At 74.9% G+C, this 17723-nt stretch carries 16 protein-coding genes; 8 read left to right on the forward strand and 8 right to left on the reverse strand.

Annotation, left to right across the window (positions count from 1 at the left end):
* Nucleotides 1-212: 212 nt before the first annotated feature.
* Together ACIA8Q_RS07060 and ACIA8Q_RS07065 are read right to left on the reverse strand one after the other, a co-directional pair.
* A complete protein-coding gene (locus tag ACIA8Q_RS07060) occupies nucleotides 213-602 on the reverse strand; it encodes a hypothetical protein (protein WP_360213531.1) in 390 nt (129 codons plus the stop codon).
* A gap of 132 nt (nucleotides 603-734) precedes the next feature.
* On the reverse strand, nucleotides 735-3323 hold the full coding sequence (locus ACIA8Q_RS07065) for a bifunctional FO biosynthesis protein CofGH (protein WP_360213529.1): 2589 nt from the start codon (nucleotides 3321-3323) through the stop codon (nucleotides 735-737).
* Between the two features lie 182 nt (nucleotides 3324-3505).
* Between ACIA8Q_RS07065 and ACIA8Q_RS07070 the strand changes: the two genes are divergently transcribed.
* The 3 genes from ACIA8Q_RS07070 to ACIA8Q_RS07080 are packed head-to-tail and all read left to right on the forward strand — an operon-like array spanning nucleotide 3506 to nucleotide 6836.
* Nucleotides 3506-4804: a DUF2092 domain-containing protein gene (locus tag ACIA8Q_RS07070; protein ID WP_360213527.1), complete on the forward strand. Its 1299-nt coding sequence runs from the start codon at nucleotides 3506-3508 to the stop codon at nucleotides 4802-4804.
* A gap of 3 nt (nucleotides 4805-4807) precedes the next feature.
* A complete protein-coding gene (locus ACIA8Q_RS07075; RefSeq protein ID WP_396316863.1) occupies nucleotides 4808-5914 on the forward strand; it encodes an ABC transporter ATP-binding protein in 1107 nt (368 codons plus the stop codon).
* Entirely contained in the window at nucleotides 5901-6836 is a 936-nt protein-coding gene (locus tag ACIA8Q_RS07080) for an ABC transporter permease (protein ID WP_360213521.1), read from the forward strand. The genes ACIA8Q_RS07075 and ACIA8Q_RS07080 overlap by 14 nt, the downstream gene beginning before the upstream one ends.
* 156 nt (nucleotides 6837-6992) lie before the next feature.
* Here the strand turns inward: ACIA8Q_RS07080 and rarD are convergent, their stop codons facing one another.
* Together rarD and ACIA8Q_RS07090 are read right to left on the reverse strand one after the other, a co-directional pair.
* Nucleotides 6993-7958 carry an EamA family transporter RarD gene (gene rarD / locus ACIA8Q_RS07085; protein ID WP_360213519.1) on the reverse strand — a complete coding sequence of 322 codons (966 nt, stop codon included), beginning with the start codon at nucleotides 7956-7958 and terminating at the stop codon, nucleotides 6993-6995.
* 133 nt (nucleotides 7959-8091) lie between these two features.
* The gene (locus ACIA8Q_RS07090; RefSeq protein ID WP_360213517.1) at nucleotides 8092-8946 is read right to left on the reverse strand and encodes an NAD(P)H-binding protein; all 855 of its coding nucleotides are present in this window, start codon (nucleotides 8944-8946) and stop codon (nucleotides 8092-8094) included.
* A gap of 112 nt (nucleotides 8947-9058) precedes the next feature.
* Here ACIA8Q_RS07090 and ACIA8Q_RS07095 point away from each other — a divergent pair, with 112 nt between their 5' ends.
* Nucleotides 9059-9460: a winged helix-turn-helix transcriptional regulator gene (locus ACIA8Q_RS07095; RefSeq protein WP_396316864.1), complete on the forward strand. Its 402-nt coding sequence runs from the start codon at nucleotides 9059-9061 to the stop codon at nucleotides 9458-9460.
* An 86-nt stretch (nucleotides 9461-9546) separates the two neighbouring features.
* Here the strand turns inward: ACIA8Q_RS07095 and ACIA8Q_RS07100 are convergent, their stop codons facing one another.
* Nucleotides 9547-10317, reverse strand: a complete 771-nt coding sequence (locus ACIA8Q_RS07100) for a TetR/AcrR family transcriptional regulator (protein WP_360213515.1) — start codon at nucleotides 10315-10317, stop codon at nucleotides 9547-9549.
* A gap of 63 nt (nucleotides 10318-10380) precedes the next feature.
* Here ACIA8Q_RS07100 and ACIA8Q_RS07105 point away from each other — a divergent pair, with 63 nt between their 5' ends.
* Complete coding sequence (locus ACIA8Q_RS07105) at nucleotides 10381-10590, forward strand: DUF6011 domain-containing protein (protein WP_360213513.1); 210 nt, start codon at nucleotides 10381-10383, stop codon at nucleotides 10588-10590.
* Nucleotides 10591-10667: 77 nt separating this feature from the next.
* On the opposite strand, the gene ACIA8Q_RS07110 is transcribed toward ACIA8Q_RS07105, so the two are convergent.
* On the reverse strand, nucleotides 10668-12647 hold the full coding sequence (locus ACIA8Q_RS07110; RefSeq protein ID WP_396316865.1) for a hypothetical protein: 1980 nt from the start codon (nucleotides 12645-12647) through the stop codon (nucleotides 10668-10670).
* Between the two features lie 312 nt (nucleotides 12648-12959).
* Here ACIA8Q_RS07110 and ACIA8Q_RS07115 point away from each other — a divergent pair, with 312 nt between their 5' ends.
* Nucleotides 12960-13436: a hypothetical protein gene (locus ACIA8Q_RS07115; protein WP_360213509.1), complete on the forward strand. Its 477-nt coding sequence runs from the start codon at nucleotides 12960-12962 to the stop codon at nucleotides 13434-13436.
* A 54-nt stretch (nucleotides 13437-13490) separates the two neighbouring features.
* On the opposite strand, the gene gcvH is transcribed toward ACIA8Q_RS07115, so the two are convergent.
* Nucleotides 13491-13874 (reverse strand): glycine cleavage system protein GcvH, encoded by a 384-nt coding sequence (gene gcvH, locus ACIA8Q_RS07120; RefSeq protein ID WP_360213507.1) that lies wholly within the window; start codon nucleotides 13872-13874, stop codon nucleotides 13491-13493.
* Nucleotides 13875-14090: 216 nt separating this feature from the next.
* Between gcvH and ACIA8Q_RS07125 the strand changes: the two genes are divergently transcribed.
* A complete protein-coding gene (locus tag ACIA8Q_RS07125; RefSeq protein WP_396316866.1) occupies nucleotides 14091-14813 on the forward strand; it encodes a DsbA family oxidoreductase in 723 nt (240 codons plus the stop codon).
* A 72-nt stretch (nucleotides 14814-14885) separates the two neighbouring features.
* Here the strand turns inward: ACIA8Q_RS07125 and ACIA8Q_RS07130 are convergent, their stop codons facing one another.
* On the reverse strand, nucleotides 14886-15299 hold the full coding sequence (locus ACIA8Q_RS07130; RefSeq protein ID WP_360213503.1) for a DUF3052 domain-containing protein: 414 nt from the start codon (nucleotides 15297-15299) through the stop codon (nucleotides 14886-14888).
* Nucleotides 15300-15629: 330 nt separating this feature from the next.
* On the opposite strand from ACIA8Q_RS07130, the gene ACIA8Q_RS07135 reads away from it, so the two are divergent.
* Nucleotides 15630-17678 (forward strand): DUF4157 domain-containing protein, encoded by a 2049-nt coding sequence (locus ACIA8Q_RS07135; protein WP_396316867.1) that lies wholly within the window; start codon nucleotides 15630-15632, stop codon nucleotides 17676-17678.
* Nucleotides 17679-17723 lie beyond the last annotated feature (45 nt).

The raw sequence follows: 17723 nt of genomic DNA on the forward strand, positions 1-17723 counted from the left end.
GGGTGGGGGCTGCGCGGGGCACGGCCGGTCGCGCCCTGGCACTGTATTCGAAGGTCCGAACGTATCGACGGGATCCCTCGCACACCAGCACTTCAACAAACTGTTGCCGATCAGCCGTCCCGCGGCCACGGCCGGCCACCCTCGACCGCCTCCCGGCCGGTGCCTCCGCCGTGGACGCCGACGTGCTCGGCGAGCGGTACGCCCGCGGCCGTTCAGCGCGGGCAGGTGCCGTCCTGGCCCAGGACGCCCACCACGGCGATGGTCTCCAGCAGCCCGAGGAAGCCCACGATGCCGGCGACCACGACCGCGGAGAGCCGCAGGCCCGGCCGCCGCTCGGAGACCACCGCGGCCCGGACCGTCGCCACCGTGGCCACCAGGCTCAGCACCGGGGCGCCGATCGCCGCGGCCACGATCGACCCGGGCGGGCCCACCGGGTGGCACGGGTCCCAGGAGACGTCCCGGCCCGCCTCGTCCGCGTAGGTGGTGAGCGCGAACGCCAGCACCCCCACCGGCACCGCCGCCGCCACCGCCCACCACCAGCCGGCGCCGTCCCGGTCGGCCCGGCGCTCCACCGCGTCCTTCGTGCCCCCTGGCGTTCCCACCGCGCCCCCCTCGGCCGTGGCGGCCGGCCCCCGGCCGTCACACCGGTGGACGCCACCGGTGCCGACCCGGGTTCCGGGGGCCGCCGGCCGGCCCCGCGGGCCGGGGACCCCGGGGCGGGCCGGGGACGGCCGTCAGTCCAGGACCGGTAGCAGCTTCGGCAGGTGCCCGTCCGAGGCCAGCGCCGCGGCCCGGCGCTCGGCCGGCACCTCCTCGTAGGTGGTGGTGCGCTGGCGGTGCGGCCGACCGGCCGCCTCGGCGATCGCCTGGAGGTCCCGCACCGACTTGTAACTCCCGTACGCCGAACCGGCCATCCGCGAGATGGTCTCCTCCATCAGCGTGCCGCCCAGGTCGTTGGCCCCCGAGCGCAGCATCTCCGCCGCGCCCTCGGCGCCCAGCTTGACCCAGCTGGTCTGGATGTTGGGGATGTGCGGGTGCAGCAGCAGCCGGGCCATCGCGACCACCGCGCGGTTGTCCCGGGCGGTCGGGCCGGGCCGGGCGATCCCGGCCAGGTAGACCGGCGCGTTGGTGTGGATGAACGGCAGCGTCACGAACTCGGTGAAGCCGCCGGTGCGCTGCTGGACCTCGGCGAGCAGCCGCAGGTGCCCCAGCCAGTGCCGCGGGGTGTCCACGTGCCCGTACATCATGGTCGACGAGGAGCGGATGCCCAGCTCGTGCGCGGTGGTGACCACCTCGACCCAGGTGGCGGCGGGCAGCTTGCCCTTGGTGAGCACCCAGCGGACCTCGTCGTCCAGGATCTCCGCCGCGGTGCCCGGGATGGTGTCCAGGCCGGACTCCTTGGCCCGCTGCAGCCAGTCGCGCACCGAGAGCCCGGTGCGCGTCGCGCCGTTGACCACCTCCATCGGCGAGAAGGCGTGCACGTGGATGCCGGGCACCCGTTCCTTCACCGCACGGGCGATGTCGAAGTAGGCGGTGCCCGGCAGGTCCGGGTGGATGCCGCCCTGCATGCAGACCTCGGTGGCGCCGACCTCCCAGGCCTGCGCGGCCCGGTCGGCGACCTGCTCCAGCGACAGCGTGTAGGCGTCGGCGTCGGTGCGGCGCTGGGCGAAGGCGCAGAAGCGGCAGCCGGTGTAGCAGACGTTGGTGAAGTTGATGTTCCGGGTGACGCAGTAGGTGACGTCCTCCCCGACGGCGGCGCGGCGGACGTCGTCGGCGATCCGGCACAGCGCGTCCAGGGCCGGGCCGTCGGCGTGGAACAGGGCCAGTGCCTGGTCGTCGGTCAGCCGCGTCGGGTCGTCGGCGGCGACGGCCAGCGCCTCGCGCAGGTCCCCGGCGAGCCGCTCCGGCGCGCCCTCGGCGAGCACCTGCTCGCGCAGCACCTCCCAGTCGCCGTAGACGTCCTCGAAGTCGGCCCGGCGGTCACCGGTGCGGCCCTCGGTGTCGACGGCGGTGTGCAGGTCGGTCCGCCCGTAGGAGGCGGGCAGGTCCTCGGGCTCCTGCCAGGGCAGGCCGCGGACCACCGCGTCCGGATTCGCCAGCCCGGTGTCCGGGTCGGCCAGCGCCCGCACGTGCGGCAGCACCCGCGGGTCGAGCCAGGGCTCGCCGCGCCGCACGTACTCGGGGTAGACCGCGAGCCGCTCGCGCAGCTCGAAGCCGGCCGCCGCGGAGCGCTCCGCGAGCCGCTCGATCTGCGGCCAGGGGCGCTCGGGGTTGACGTGGTCGGGGGTGAGCGGGGAGACGCCGCCCCAGTCGTCGACACCGGCCGCGATCAGCCGCTCGTACTCGCCGTCCACCAGGTTCGGCGGCGCCTGCAGGCAGGCGGTCGGGCCCATCAGGTGCCGGGCCACCGCCACCGTGGCGACCAGCTCGTCGAGTTCGGCGTCGGGCATGCCGCGCATCGCCGTGTCCGGCTTGGCGCGGAAGTTCTGCAGGATCAGCTCCTGGACGCCGTGGTACGCCCGGGAGATCCGGCGCAGCGCGAACAGCGACTCGGCGCGCTCCGCGTACGTCTCGCCGATGCCGATCAGCAGGCCGCTGGTGAACGGGACGGAGCTGCGCCCGGCGTCCTCCAGCACCCGCAGCCGGACGGCCGGTTCCTTGTCGGGCGAGCCGTGGTGCGGGCCGCCGGGCTCGCTCCACAGCCGGGTGGCGGTGGTCTCCAGCATCATGCCCATCGAGGCGGACACCGGCTTGAGCCGCTGGAAGTCCGTCCAGCTCAGCACCCCGGGGTTGAGGTGCGGCAGCAGGCCGGTCTCCTCCAGGATGCGGACGGACATCGCCCGGACGTAGGCGATGGTGTCGTCGTAGCCGTGCGCGTCCAGCCACTCGCGGGCCTCGGGCCAGCGGTCCTCGGGCTTGTCGCCGAGGGTGATCAGGGCTTCCTTGCAGCCGAGTTCGGCCCCGCGCCGGGCGACGTCCAGGACCTCGTCGGGGGACATGAACATCCCGTGGCCGTCCCGGCGCAGCCGGCCGGGGACGGTGGCGAAGGTGCAGTAGTGGCACCGGTCGCGGCACAGCCGGGTGAGCGGGATGAAGACGCTCTTGGAGTAGGTGATGACGCCGGGGCGACCGGCGGCCGCCAGTCCGGCGTCGCGGACCCGGGCGGCGCTCGCGCAGAGGTCCGCCAGGTCCTCGCCCCTGGCCCGGAGCAGCACGGCGGCCTCGGTCACGTCGAGGGCGACGCCGTCCCGGGCGCGGCGCAGGGCACGGCGCATCGCGTTCGCGGTCGGGGGGGTGCTTGCGTCCACGGCGGTTCCGTCCATGGCGCGACCCTACGCCAGGTGTGGTACGTCGGGAGGAGTCAACCCTGAGGGCGTCTCAGGGTCGATGTACCCGGGAGGTTTACCCCGAACTGGCCCTGCAGGGCGATGACGGCGCCGGTGGTGCGCCCTCTAATGGAGGGGTACAGCCAATCGCTCGCGTTCGTAGAGGAGTTGAGGACGCCATGACCAATGACACGGCGGCGGGGGACAGCGTGGACGGCGGCGTGCCGTACCGCTCGCGGCGGCGCACCGCGATCCGGGCCGGGGTGCCGCTGGCCATCGCCGCGGTGATCGCCACCGGGATCGGGCTGGTGCCCGCGCTGGCCGCCGACTCCCCGCCCGACCTGCCCACCCTGCCCGCGGAACAGGTGGTGGCCAAGGCGCTGGGCTCCGAGGCGCAGACCCTCTCCGGCACGGTGTCCGTCTCCACCGACCTCGGCCTGCCGACCCAGCTGCTCGGGGCGGCGGCGGGCGGGATCGGCGCGGCGGCCGGGCGCGGCGGCGGGGACTCCTCCGCGGCCGATCCCCAGGCCAAGCTGCTCGGGCTGCTCGGCGGCGACCAGACCCTGCGGATCGCGGTGGACGGCCCGGACCGCCAGCGGGTGGACCTGTTGGAGAACATGTCCGGCTACACCGTCGTGCACAACGGCGACCAGGCCTGGGCCTGGGACAGCACCACCAACACGGCCCTGCACCTGACCGGCCAGGCCGCCCGGCACGCCGCCGGCACCGGGGGCGCGCACCCGGGGGCGCCGCTGACCGGGGTGCCGACCACCCCGCAGGAGGCGGCCCGGCAGTTCCTGACCGGGAGCGCGGGCACCACCGCGGTCACCGTCTCCGGCACCGCCAACGTGGCCGGGCAGAAGGCGTACCAGCTGAGCGTCAAGCCCACCCAGCCGGGTTCGACCGTCGCCGAGGTCCGGATCTCGGTGGCCGCCGACAACGGCGTGCCGCTCGCCGTGGTGGTCAAGGGCGTCGACGGCTCGACGGTGCTGGACGTCCGCTTCACCGACGTGTCCTTCGCCAAGCCGGCCGGCAAGACCTTCGACTTCACCGTGCCCAAGGGCGCCAAGGTGACGGAGCAGAAGGCCGGCGGGGGATCCGCCCCGGGCGCCGGTGGCGAGGACGCCGCCGGGAAGGGCCGGGCCGGCGGGGAGAACGCCGGCAAGGGCGAGGCCGGCCGGGGCCACGACGGCGTGAACGTGGTCGGCGAGGGCTGGACGGCCGTGGTGTCCGCGAAGCTTCCCGACGGCACCGTCGAGGCGCCGAAGACCGACGGCACGCAGGGCAAGCAGGGCAAGCACGGCGACCGCGGCCCGGCGCTGAACCCGCAGGCGCTGGTGAAGTCGCTCGGCAAGCCCGTCAACGGGGGCACGCTGATCAGCACCAAGGTGGTGAACGTCCTGGTCACCGACGACGGCCGGGTCTTCGCCGGTGCGGTGACCCTGCCGGTGCTGCAGCACGCCGCCGGGGTGAACTGACGGATGACCAAGGCTCCCGTAACGGGGGACGTTACGGAGTCGGCCGGGGGCCCGGGCGCCGAGCAGCGCCCGGCCCCGGTTCCCGCTTCCCCCGCTCCCCCCTCCTCCCCCGCCTCACCGGCCCCTTCGGACACCGGCACCGGCACCGGCACCGACGACGTGATCAGGACCCGCGGCCTGACCAAGCGCTTCCGGGGCGGCCAGCTCGCCGTGGACGGCCTGGACCTGACCGTGCCGCGCGGCTCCGTCTTCGGCTTCCTCGGCCCGAACGGCTCCGGCAAGACCACCACCATCCGGATGCTGATGGGCCTGATCGCCCCCACCTCGGGCTCGGCGGCCGTCCTCGGCGAGCCGATGCCGCAGTCCGTCGCCACCGTGCTGCCGAGGGTCGGCGCACTGATCGAGGGCCCCGCGCTGTACGGCTTCCTCACCGGCCGGGACAACCTGATCCGCTTCGACGCCGCCGACCCGACCGCGGACCCGCGGACCCGGCGCGGACGGGTGGACGACGCGCTGGAACGGGTCGGGCTGAGCGCCGCCGCCGGCAAGAAGGCCCGCGCGTACTCGCTCGGCATGAAGCAGCGGCTCGGCCTGGCCGCGGCCCTGCTGCAGCCCCGCGAGCTGCTGGTGCTGGACGAGCCGACCAACGGGCTGGACCCGCAGGGCATGCGCGAGATCCGGGCGCTGGTGCGGGAGGTCGCGGCCGAGGGCACCACGGTGTTCCTCTCCTCGCACCTGTTGGACGAGATCGAGCAGGTCTGCACCCACGCGGCGGTGATGTCCCGCGGCCGACTGCTGGTGCAGGGCACCGTCGCCGAGCTGGCCGCCCGGGCCCAGGGCCGGCTGGTGGTCCGCACGCCGGACGTGGCGCAGGCCGCCGAGGTGCTGGCCGCGCGCGGCGTGCTGGCCCTGGTGCCCGGCGACGGGCGGGTGGACGGCGAGCTCGGCACGACCGGCGCCGCCGGTGCGCCGGTCGAGGAGGCGCTGCCGAAGCTGTGCGCGGCGCTGGTCGAGGCCGGGGTGCGGGTGCACGGGTTCGGGCTGGAGCGGGGCACGTTGGAGGACGCCTTCGTGGCGCTGACCGGGGAGGGCTTCGATGTCGCAGGCTGAGACGGCGCCGTCCGGGGCGACGCTGCCCGGGGCCACGGCGTCCGGGTCCACGGCCTCCGGGGTGCCGGCGGTCGCCGTCGGGCGGCGCCCGCAGACCGCGGCCGGCTTCCTGGCGCTGTTCCGCAACGAGCTGCACCTGACCTTCCGCCGGATGCGCACCAAGGTGCTGCTGGGGATCCTGGCGGTGCTGCCGGTCCTGATCGGCGTGGTCGTCAAGCTCAACACGGACAGCCCGCACGAGGGCGGCGGAGGCGTGAACTTCATCGCCCAGACCACCCAGAACGGCCTGTTCCTGGTGTTCACGGCGCTCGCCGTCGCCCTGCCGGTGTTCCTGCCGATGACGGTCGGCGTGGTCGCCGGCGACTCGGTGGCCGGCGAGGCCGCCACCGGGACGCTGCGCTACCTGCTGGTCGCGCCGGCCGGGCGGACCAGGCTGCTGGCCGCCAAGTTCACCGCCGGCCTGGTGTTCTGCCTGGCCGCCACCGCGGCGGTCGCGCTGGCGGCGCTGGCCACCGGTGCCGCGCTGTTCCCGCTGGGCGAGGTCACGCTGATCTCCGGGGACACCATCGGCTTCGGCGACGCGCTGCTGCGGGCGGTCCTGGTGGCCGGCGTGGTGGCGGTCTCGCTGGCCGGGCTGGTGGCGATCGGCCTGTTCGTCTCCACGCTGACCGGCAGCGGCATCGCGGCGATGGCCGCCACCGTCGGGCTGGTGGTCACGGTGCAGATCCTGGACGCCTTCCCGCAGCTGGACGCCGTACGGCCGTTCCTGTTCACCCACTACTGGCTCAGCTTCGCGGACCTGCTGCGGGAGCCGATGTACTGGGACTCCGTGTGGAAGGACCTCGGTCTGCAGGCGGCCTACGTGGCCGTGTTCGGCGCGGCGGCCTGGTCGCGGTTCACCAGCCGGGACATCAGCGCCTGAGCGGCGCGCCGGGCCGGCCCGGCCCCGGGCTCGGCGTAGCAGCGGGCCGGGTGACACACGCGGCCGTGTGTCACCCGGCCGGACACCCGGAACCGGGCGCGCCCGAGCCGGGCGGGCCTCAGTCCTCGAGCAGGACGTCAGTCCTCGAGCGGGGCCTCAGCCCTTGAGCAGGGCCGGGGCGGTGGCGGGCGGCGGCACGGCCGCGGCCCGCCCCGCGCGGTCGGCCCGCAGCTGGCGCAGCGCGTCCCAGGTGAGCACCGCGAGCGCGGCCCAGACCAGCGCGAAACCGGCCCAGCGGGCGGGCGGCATCGACTCGTGGAACACCGCGACACCGATCAGGAACTGGAACACCGGCGCCAGGTACTGCAGCAGCCCGAGCACGGTCAGCGGGACCCGCACGGCCGCCGCGCCGAAGAACAGCAGCGGGACGGCGGTGATCAGCCCGCTGAGCACCAGCAGCGCGGAGTGCCCCCAGCCGTACGAGCCGGCGACGGTGTGGCCGAAGGTGCCGCGCCCGCTGACCTCCAGGTAGATCAGGTAGCCGAGCGCGAACGGGAACATGAAGGCGCTCTCCGCGGCCAGGCTCTCCAGCCCGCTCAGCCCGACCTTCTTCTTCAGCAGGCCGTACGTGGCGAAGGAGAACGCGAGGGTGAGCGCGATCCACGGCAGCCGCCCGTAGGCGACGCTCAGCACCGCGACGGCCGCCGCGCCGATGCCGACGGCCGCCCACTGCCCGCGGCGCAGCCGCTCCTTGAGGACGAGGACGCCGAACGCGATGGTGACCAGCGGGTTGATGAAGTAGCCGAGGCTGGTCTCGACGACGTGCCCGGCGTTGACGGCCCAGATGTAGACGCCCCAGTTGACCGAGATCACCGCGGCCGCGGCCGCCAGCATGGCGAGCCGGCGGGGCTGGCGCAGCAGCGGGCGTATCCAGCTCCAGTGCCGCTGGGCGACCAGGAAGAGGACGACGGCGAGCAGCGACCAGACCATCCGGTTGGCCAGGATGTCGTCGGCGGCGCCGGGCTCCAGCAGTGGCCAGAACAGCGGGAAGAGCCCCCAGATGCCGTAGGCCGCGAAGCCGTACCAGAGGCCTCTTCCGCTGTCCTGATCTGTCTCCGGCATGGCCGCCTGCCCTCCGCGCGCACGTGTGTCCAGGTGACGGTAGCGGGCGGGAGGGCAGACTGTCATCTCCGTTTCCGCATTTTGGTCATGACAGGCGCTGACCTGCGGAGACGTCGGGCGGCCCGGGCCGGCGTCAGGCCCCGAGCGCGGCCCGGACCGACTCGGCCAGCGGGACGGTCGGGCGGCCGATCAGCCGGCCCAGGTCGTCGCCCCGCCGCGCCAGCTCGCCCCGGGCGATCGCCGCGTCGGTGTCCGGGAAGAGCCCGGCGAAGCCCTCCGGCAGCCCCGCCGCGACCAGCCGGCGCACCTGCTCCTGCGGCGCGACGTCGAGGTACGCCACCGGGCTGCCGGAGGCCGCCGCGAGCTCGGCCGCGAACTCCGCCATGCTCCAGTCGGCGTCGCCGTTCAGCTCGTACACCCGGCCCTCGTGCCCCTCACCGGTGAGCACGGCCACGGCCGCGTCCGCGTAGTCGCGGCGCGCGGCGCTCGCCACCCGGCCCTCACCGCTGCTGCCGAAGACCTCGCCGCTCGCGACGTTCGCGGCCGCGGCGGCCAGGTAGTTCTCCGTGTACCAGCCGTTGCGCAGCAGCGCGAAGGGCAGCCCGGACGCGCGCAGCAGCTCCTCGGTGGCCCGGTGCTCCTCGGCGATCCGGAAGGTCGCGGTCGGCGCGGCCAGCACGCTGGTGTACGCCAGCAGCGCCACGCCGGCGGCCGCGGCCGCGTCGATCACCGCGCCGTGCTGGGCGACCCGGCTGCCGATCTGGTTCCCGGAGATCAGCAGCACCCGGTCGCCCGCGCCGAACGCTCCGGCCAGCGTCCCGGGGTCGTCGTAGTCGGCCACGTGGACCCGCACGCCGCGGTCCGCCCAGTCCGCGGCCCGGGCCGCGTCGCGGACCACCACGGCGACCCGCTCCGCCGGCACGGCGGCCAGCAGCCCCTCCACGACCAGCCGGCCGAGCTGTCCGGTGGCTCCGGTGACGACGTACATGTGCGCTCCCTGGGGTGATTCCGCGGCCTTCGCGGGCCGCACCGACTTCGACACTCACCCTAGGAACGGCACTAACTCCTGGATAGTACGCACTTCGAAGTAGGGTACTGACATGGAGGTAATGGAGAACGGTCTGTCCTTCCTCGACCGGGCGCCCGACGTGTACGACCGCACGTGCCCGTCCCGGGGCGTGCTGGAGCACGTCACCAGCCGGTGGGGGGTGCTGGTGCTGATCGCCCTGCGCGAGCGCGGCTACCGCTTCAGCGAGCTGCGCCGCCGGGTGTCGGGCGTCAGCGAGAAGATGCTCGCGCAGACCCTGCAGACCCTGGAACGGGACGGCTTCGTGCTGCGCGAGGCCCATCCGGTGATCCCGCCCCGGGTCGACTACAGCCTCACCCCGCTCGGGCTGGAGGCCGCCGAGTACGTGTCGGCGCTCGCGCACTGGGTGGAGGCCCGGATGTGCGCGGTCCGGGACGCCCGCGAGGGGTACGACGCCCGCGCCGCACGCGCCTGACCGGTCCCGTCCGCCGGATCGGTCCGCGGGGGCGGTCGATCCCCCGGGGCGGTCGATCCCCGGGCGCGGTCAGTGCTCGGGCGCGGTCAGTCCTCGGCCCTGATCAGTGCCGCCAGCCCGTCCAGCACCCGCGCCAGGCCGAAGGCGTACGCGTGGTCCGGGTCGTAGGCGCCGCCGTGCGCCTCTCCCGCGGCGGCCCCGACGCGGGCGGCCACCGGGTGGCGTTCCGCGTCGAAGACCTTGCCGAGCAGTTCGGCGTTGGCCGCCCACCACTGGGCGTCGGTCAGCGCGCTGTCCTGCTGCGCGGCGCGCTCGTCGGCGGCCATCCGGGCGCAGGTCTGCACGAAGCCGAGCAGGTGCGTGAGGGCGGCGTCCAGCTCGACGTCGGGCAGGCCGGTGCCCTCCAGGGCGCGCAGCTCGTACTCGTACTTGGCCATCAGGCCCGGGCCGAGCGGCGGGCGGCTGGTGGACACCGCCGCGACCCACGGGTGGGCCCGGTAGAGCGCCCGGTTGTCGTCGGCGACGGCGGTGGCCCCGGCCCGCCAGCCGTCGTCGGCCGGGGTGCTGCGGGGCATCGTGGCGTAGACGGTGTCCAGCATCAGGTCCAGCAGTTCCGCCTTGCCGGGCACGTAGGTGTAGAGCGCCATCGGGGACAGCCCCAGCTCCTGCGCCACCCGGCGCATGGTGACGGCGTCCACGCCCTCGGCGTCGGCGAGCGCGATGGCGGCCGCGGCGATCTCGCCGGTCGACCGGGCCTGCCTGGGGCCGCGCCGGCCGGGCTTCTCCTCGGCGGTCAGCCCCCAGAGCAGGGCGAGGGTACGCGCCGGGTCTCCTGCGCTGCTGCGGTCCGTGGCCATGCCGCCATCGTTTCACGGCCGCGACGGGGCCCACCCGGCCCGCCCGGGTTACCGTCTCCTTCCATGACCAGTGCCCCGACCGACGGCCCCGACCCGATTCCGGGCACCGACACCCCCGAGGCCGTCCGCCCCCGTGTCACCTGCCGCCGCTGCCACCGGCCGCTGCACGACCCGGAGTCGCGGATCCTGCGGCTCGGCCCGGAGTGCCGGGACCCGGCGGACCGGGTCGCCCGCTTCGACGTCGACCAGGATCCGCTGCCGGGCGTGGGCTGACCGCCGGCGGGCGGGCCCACCGCCCGGCCTGCGGGGCCGAACCGCCCCGGCCGCCGGTCGCGCCGTCAGCCGCGCCGTCAGTCGCGGCGGAAGAGACGCCGGAACAGCCCGGGGCGGGGTTCCGGGCGCCCGTCGGCCGCCGGCACCGGTGCTGCGGTCTCCTCGGCGGTGCCGCTCTGCCCCGCCCGTCCCGGTTTTCCCGCCTTCCCCGCCTGCTCGGCCTGTTGGGCCCGTTGGGCCTGCTCGGCCTGCTGGGCGTCCAGCCGGTCGATCGAGCGGCGGGCCAGGTCGAGGTCGGCCCTCGGCAGCCAGGGCGCGGCGAGCGCCAGCGCGGACACCGAGCGCAGCACCGTCACCACGCGGGTGCCGTACGCCCGGACGCTGTAGTGCAGCCGCTGCCCGAGCTGTTCGGCGACGTCGCTGCGGGTGTCGGGTTCCGTCCAGCCGATCGCCACCAGGGCGAAGCCGGCCGCCTCCACCACCCAGTCCTCCGGCCCGAGCAGCAGGTCGACCAGCACCCGGCGACGGTCGGACTCCGCCCACGGCTGGTCGGTGCGGTGGTGCGCGATGCCGAGGCAGGCGAAGACCTGGACGGCCCGCACCCAGAGTTCCGGCTGGTGGGCGAGCAGGGCCCGGCCGAGTTCGTCCTCGCGGGGCATCGGCGGGTGGGCGAGCACGCCGAGCAGGTCGTCGAGCGGCAGCCCGGCCAGCCGGACGGCGTGGTCGTAGGCGGCGGGCACGGTCGCCCAGACGATCTCGGCGGTGGCCTGGACGAGTTCGGCGCTGTGCGCTGCGGGCGGGCCGACCACCGGGCGCGGGTCGGTGCCGTCCCAGGCCCAGATCCGGGTGGCGGGCTCGGCCAGCGGCACCCGGGGGTCGGGTTCACCGACGGACTGGTATCCGACGGTCGCCCGCGGCAGGGCGAGCCGGACGGCCAGCAGCGAGCTGGGCGGCTCGACGGCGGAGGCGCTGCACTCGATCTCGCTCTCCCGGGTGGTGCCGGGGGCGGCCAGCACCTGGTGCAGCACGTTGACGGTCGCCTCGGTCGCGCCGGGGACCATGCCGAGCCAGGGTTCCCGGTGGCTGAGCCGCTCCAGCAGGTCCTGGGCGTAGTCGTGGTCGGGGTGGGCGCGGTGGTGGTCCGCGAGGGCGAGCAGGTGGGCGGGGTCGCCGTCGACGGCGTGCCGCAGGCCGTACCGCGCCGGAGCCGCCTTGGGGTGGTCGGGTTCGGTGGCGAGCACCCGGTCCAGCCAGGGCAGGCCGTCGGCGGGGCGGCCGAGGTCGCCGTACAACTCCGCGACGTCGACCGCGAGGTAGCTGCTGGAGTTGTCCCGGTCCGGGGCGACCCGGGCCAGTTCGGCCTCCCAGACGGCGAGCGCCCGTTCGGGCCGGCCGTGGGCGCGCAGGGCGTTGCCGAGCATCACGGACGGCATGTAGCCGGGGGCCAGGCGGTGCGCCAGTTCGGCGAGTTCGACGGCACGGGCGGTGGCGCCGACGCGGCGGGTGAGGCCGGAGGCCATCGCCAGCAGCAGCGCGTGGTCGCCGTGCAGGTCCACCACGGCCTGCACGAAGTCCTCGAAGGGGCCGACGGCGTCGACGAGTTCGGCCGGCAGCGGGTCGGGCAGTCCGCCCGATGCCCGGGCCACCGCCTGGGCGACGGCGTCCGGGTCGACCAGGGAGGGCAGGTCCTCGCGGGCGAGCCAGGCGGTGTGCGCCCAGGGTCTCGCCGGCTCGTACTGGATCGCGGAGGCGAGCAGCCCGACGGCGGTGTCCCAGTCCCCGGCCGCGGCCTCGACGTGGGCGCGGCAGACGACGGTGCCCAGGAACACCTGGCCGTCCAGCGGGAACAGCTCCCGCGCGGCCGCCGGGCCGCCCGCGGCCGCGCACAGCTCGGCCAACGCCTCGTGCAGTTCCGGCAGTTGCGGGTCGGAGAGGATCGCGTCGGCCAGGTGGTCCGCGGCGTGCGCGAGGTCCCCGGAGTCGATCGCCAGCCGGGCCACCGCCACCTCGCCCTCGGCCGCGAGTCGTGCGTCTCCCTCGCCGTCCGCGTGGTCCATGTGCCGTCCCCCCTGGTCGTGCCGTTCTCCGATGTGCGCCGAAGAGGGTATCCCGTGCATATGACGACCGCATGATCACCCCGATGGCCCGTCAGGCGGGGTGGCGCGAGGCCTTCGCCCGCGCGGGACGCACCCGGGACGCACCCGGAGGTGGCACGGGAAGCCGGCGGGCCCGACCTCCCGTGCCGCCCTCGTGCCGCCGCGGGCCGCCCCCCGGCGCCGGTGTCGGCGGCGTCTGGTCTGCTGCCACCGGAATCACGAACCGGAACGAGAACGGGCCGGGACGAGGACGAGGCGGAGAGGACGGCGGGGATGGGCGTGCTGACGGACTACTTCCGGGCGCCGGACGCGGCGGCGGTCGTGCGCGAGCTGGAGCGGACGGACGGCGGGTCGCCGGAGTTCGACGGGGTCCGGGCGAAGCGGATCGACCCGACCGTGCTGCTGGGGCAGCTCGTCGCGGCCGTCCGGCAGGAGCCGTGGCGGGCCGGCCTGGTCACCGAGACGCCGGTCTGGCCGACGGCCCCGCTCCCCGGCCCCGGGGGGCCGGCGGACGAGGACGACCCGTGGGCCACCGGCCCGTGGGTGACGGAACTCGGTGACGACGCGCGGGACGCCCTGGCCGGGGCCGGCGACGAGCGGTTGCCGCCGGCCGTCGCCGCGTGGGCGGTGGCGGAGGAGTGGGGCGGCGCCGATCCGGCGGAGCTGCTGCCGGTGGCGGAGGAGCTGGTCGCCCTGGCCGGGCGGGCCCGGGCGGCCGGGGAGCGGCTGTACTGCTGGATCTGCCTGTGAACGGGCCCGGTACGGGCGGCCGGTCGGCTCCGGCACCGGGCCCCGTCGATCAGCTCACTCGCCGAGGGTGGCGCGGTACCCGGCGGCGTCGAGGAGCCCGTCCAGCTCCGCCTTCTTGGCGGGCTTGAGCTTGAAGATCCACGAGTCGTAGGCGTCCTCGTTGATCAGCTCCGGACTGTCGTTCAGCTCCTCGTTGACGGCCACGACCTCCCCTCCGATCGGCGTGTAGAAGTCCGACGCGGCCTTGACCGACTCGACCACTCCGGCCGGGTCCCCGGCCTGGAGGGTCCGGCCGACGTTGGCGAGCTCGACGAAGACGATGTCGCCGAGCGTCTTCTGCGCATGGTCGGTGATGCCGATCGTCACGGTGCCGTCCCTCTCCAGGCGTGCCCATTCGTGCGAGTCGGTGTAGCGCAGGTCGGCGGGGATGGTGGTCATGACTTCTCCGTTCGGGGTGGTGGACGGCCGGCCCGCCGATCGTGCCCAGAAGCGACTGCGGGCAGGCCTCCGTTCCCTCGAACGGGCGCTGGTCCTTGACCGCCATTGACGGTGGACCTGAATATTTCATGATGAGAAATATTCAGGTCGCCGCCCGCGTTGGCCCCGGGGTGCGTGCGGGAAGGACCCGCGCGGCCGGATGACAGGAGCAACGCCGTGCGCGTCGAGGTCTGGAGCGACATCAACTGCCCGTGGTGCTACATCGGCAAGGCCCGGTTCGAGAAGGCGCTGGAGCGCTTCCCCCACCGCGCCGACGTCGAGGTCGTCCACCGCTCCTTCGAGCTCGACCCCCGCTCCCCCGCGGAGGCCCGGCCCGTCGTCCCGCTGATCGCCGCCAAGTACGGGATCAGCCTGGAGCAGGCCGAGGCCGCCGAGGCCGGGATCGCGGCGAACGCCCGCGCGGAGGGCCTGGACTACCTCAGCGAGGGGCGCGACGCGGCGAACTCCTTCGACATGCACCGCCTGCTGCACTTCGCCGCCGAGCACGGGCGCCAGGCCCAGCTCCTGGACGCCCTGTACCGGGCCAACTTCGCCGAGGAGGGCTCCGCCTTCGCGGACGGCCGCCTGCTGGAACTCGCCGTCGAGGCCGGGCTGGACGGCGGAGCCGCGGCGGCCGTGCTGGCCGATCCGGCGGCCTACGCGGAGGCCGTCCGCGAGGACGAGGCGACGGCGAGCGCGATGGGCGCGACGGGCGTGCCGTTCTACGTGTTCGACCGGCGGCTCGGCGTCTCGGGCGCCCAACCGTCCGCGACGTTCACGGCGGCGCTGGAGCAGGCCTGGGAGAGCCGGGTGGCGGTGCCGCTCCTGGTCGAGGCCGGAGGGGCAGGCGCGTCCGGCGAGGCCTGCGGGCCGGAGGGCTGTGAGCTGCCGCAGCGGTGAGCCGGGATCCGGCGGGCGGAGCGGGGCGTCGGACGGGCCGACGCCCCGCGCCCGCCCCTGCTCCCGAAGCGGTCAGCGCCCTGCGGCGACGAGCCGGGTGCCGGACCAGTCCACGGCGGCGCTGATGCTCCTAACCTGGACGAGGCCGGCCGTCCGGGCCGCCTCCTGCAGGTCCGCGGGATCGACGTGGCCGTCCCGGCCGGACTTCGGGGTGAGCAGCCAGACCGCGCCGCCCTCGTCGAGCACCCCGACGGCGTCCACCAGCGCGTCGGCGAGGTCGCCGTCCTCCTCGCGGAACCACAGCAGGACGACGTCGGCCACGTCACCGAAGTCCTCGTCCACCAGGTCCTGGCCGATCAGCGACTCGATGCCGTCGCGGAGGGCGAGGTCGACGTCGTCGTCGTAACCGACCTCCTGGACGACCTGGCCGGGCTCGAACCCGAGCCGGGCCGCCGGGCCGGTGCGCTCCTCCTCCGACGTCGTCATGGCGGTCTCCCTTCGTCCGGAGGCGCCTGCCGCCCCGCGTGCGGGTAGCCAACCAGACACGCAGCGTGTGGGGCCCGGAACACGCCCGTCGCGGCCGGCCGCGGAAGGACCGGCGCAAGCCCCACCCGTGCCGTCCCCTCCCGGGCGCGTCCGGCGGAGGAGCGTTCCGCGGATCCACCGGGACGCCCGCCCCGGAACGCCCGCCCCGGAGCACCGGGTGGCCCTCCGGACTGCCTCCCGGGGCAGGGACGTTGCCCGGAGGGCCCTATCCGTGCGGCGGATCCGAGGGGTATTCAGGAGTGTTGGATCCGAACACCCGAGGGGACGCCGATGCGGACGCGTGACAGCGAGAAGACCGCCCAGGACCAGGCGGTCGCCCGACCGGTCGCCGCCCGCGCCGCCGCCACCCCCCTGCTCGGCCTGCAGGCCACCGCCGGGAACGCCGCCGTCGTCCAGATGCTGCGTCAGGCCGGCGAGCTGCTGGAGGAGCCCGGGCAGGCGTCGTCGGTGCGGGACGTGCTGCGGCGGCCCGGACGCCCCCTGGACGGCGCCGTCCGCGCCGACATGGAGGCCCGCCTGGGGGCGGACTTCTCCGACGTCCGGATCCACGACGACGGTGCCGCCAGGGCCTCCGCCGCCGGCATCGGCGCCCGCGCGTACACCTCCGGGAGCCACGTGGTGATCGGCGACGGCGGCGGCGACAAGCACACCCTGGCCCACGAGCTCACCCATGTCATCCAGCAGCGGCAGGGCCCCGTCTCGGGCTCCGACAACGGCTCCGGACTGAACGTCAGCGACCCGTCCGACCGCTTCGAGCGCGAGGCCGAGGCCAACGCCCACCGGGTGATGTCCGGTCCGACGCCCGCGCAGCACAGCGGGCACGCTGGCCACGACGACCACTCCGGGCACACCCACCACGAGGAGGAGGAGGAGGGGGTGCAGCGGGCCCCCGCCGCCCCTGCCACCGCCGGCGCCGGAACGGCCGTCCAGCGGGCTCCCGGCCCGGGCATCGAACTCCTCAAGGGCCACGACCCCCTCCCCGACGACACCACGCCGCTGCGGGACTGGGACACCCTGCGCAACGCCGCCCAGCAGCCGAGCGCGCTGGACGTCCACCAGATCCTGCTGACCTACCAGAAGCTGTCGAACGGCTGGAGCAGCGGCATGGGCGAGGTGCAGCAGGCGCTCAGCAACCGGCACGGCGAGCTCAACAACGTGCCGCAGACCGTCGTCACCTTCGGCCCGGTGGTGAACGCGGGCGGCGTCCTCCGCGGCACCGCCATGCGCGCCTACCCCCTGACCTCGCGCGGCGCGGCCGGCTCGGACGCCACGACCGGCGCCTACGCCGGGCTCGGCGGGGCCGTGGAGGGGCACCTGCTCAACGCCCACCTGCACGGACCGGCCACCCCGGAGAACCTCGCCCCCTTCTCGAAGAGGCTCAACAGCAAGCACAGCAAGGAGGTCGAGGAGCCGCTCAAGAAGATGGTCTACAACGAGAACGGCACCTTCGGCTACGAGGTGGTCGTGAACGGCGACCCCAACTCCCCCCTGCCCTACTCGATCACCTGCCACGTCGTCGAACTCGACGACACCCTCCAGCAGATCGCCGGCGGCTACGAGCTCAAGGTCGAACTGGACCAGCAGGGCGGGGTGAACTACCTGGTCAACCGCACGACCGACGGGCCGGACCGGAGCGAGCCGCTGGACTTCGGCCGGGTCGAGCAGGACGGCGTGCCCGACGAACTCGCCATCCTGTGGAACCAGTTGAGGTTCCCCTGGACCAGGGAGTACGGCGACGTGGTCCGGGAGGTGCTGGAGACGGCCCACCAGGCCGTCGGCAGCTTCGAGACCCAGCAGTACGGCGGCACCAGCCTCGCGAACCTGCCCCGCACCCAGGTCGTGTTCGAGACCGGCAACTTCCAGAACATCGACGAGGACGGCGACCTGGTCGACGAGGTCATGGGCGTCCGGATGCTCGCCGAACCGCTCACCCTGCTGGCGCCCCCGGGGCAGTCCGGATTCGAGCCGGAGGGCGGCGCCTGGGGGCTCGGCGCCATCCGCGGGCACCTGCTCAACCACCACCTGCACGGCCCCGCCGAGGCGCGCAACCTCGTCCCGATGAGCGCCAGTCTCAACCAGCAGTTCGAGCGCGAGGTCGAGTCGCCCGTCAAGCGGTGGGTGCTGGAGGAGGGCCGGGTGCTGAGCTTCGAGGTGCGGATGCTGGGCAGTGACGAGCAGTTCGGCATGGACGGCGTGCCGACCACGCTGGCCTACGAGGTCCACGAGTGCCGGCAGGACCAGGGCGGGACGTGGCAGCGGGCCCAGCGCCTCCTCAGCGGCCGGCTCTCCAACGAGAGCGACGAGGCGTACGAGGAGTAGCCCCGGCGGCCCTCCCGGCCGGGGCGGCCACCCGCCGTCCCGGCC

The organism is Kitasatospora sp. NPDC051705, from assembly GCF_044453265.1.
Classification (GTDB): Bacteria; Actinomycetota; Actinomycetes; order Streptomycetales; family Streptomycetaceae; genus Kitasatospora.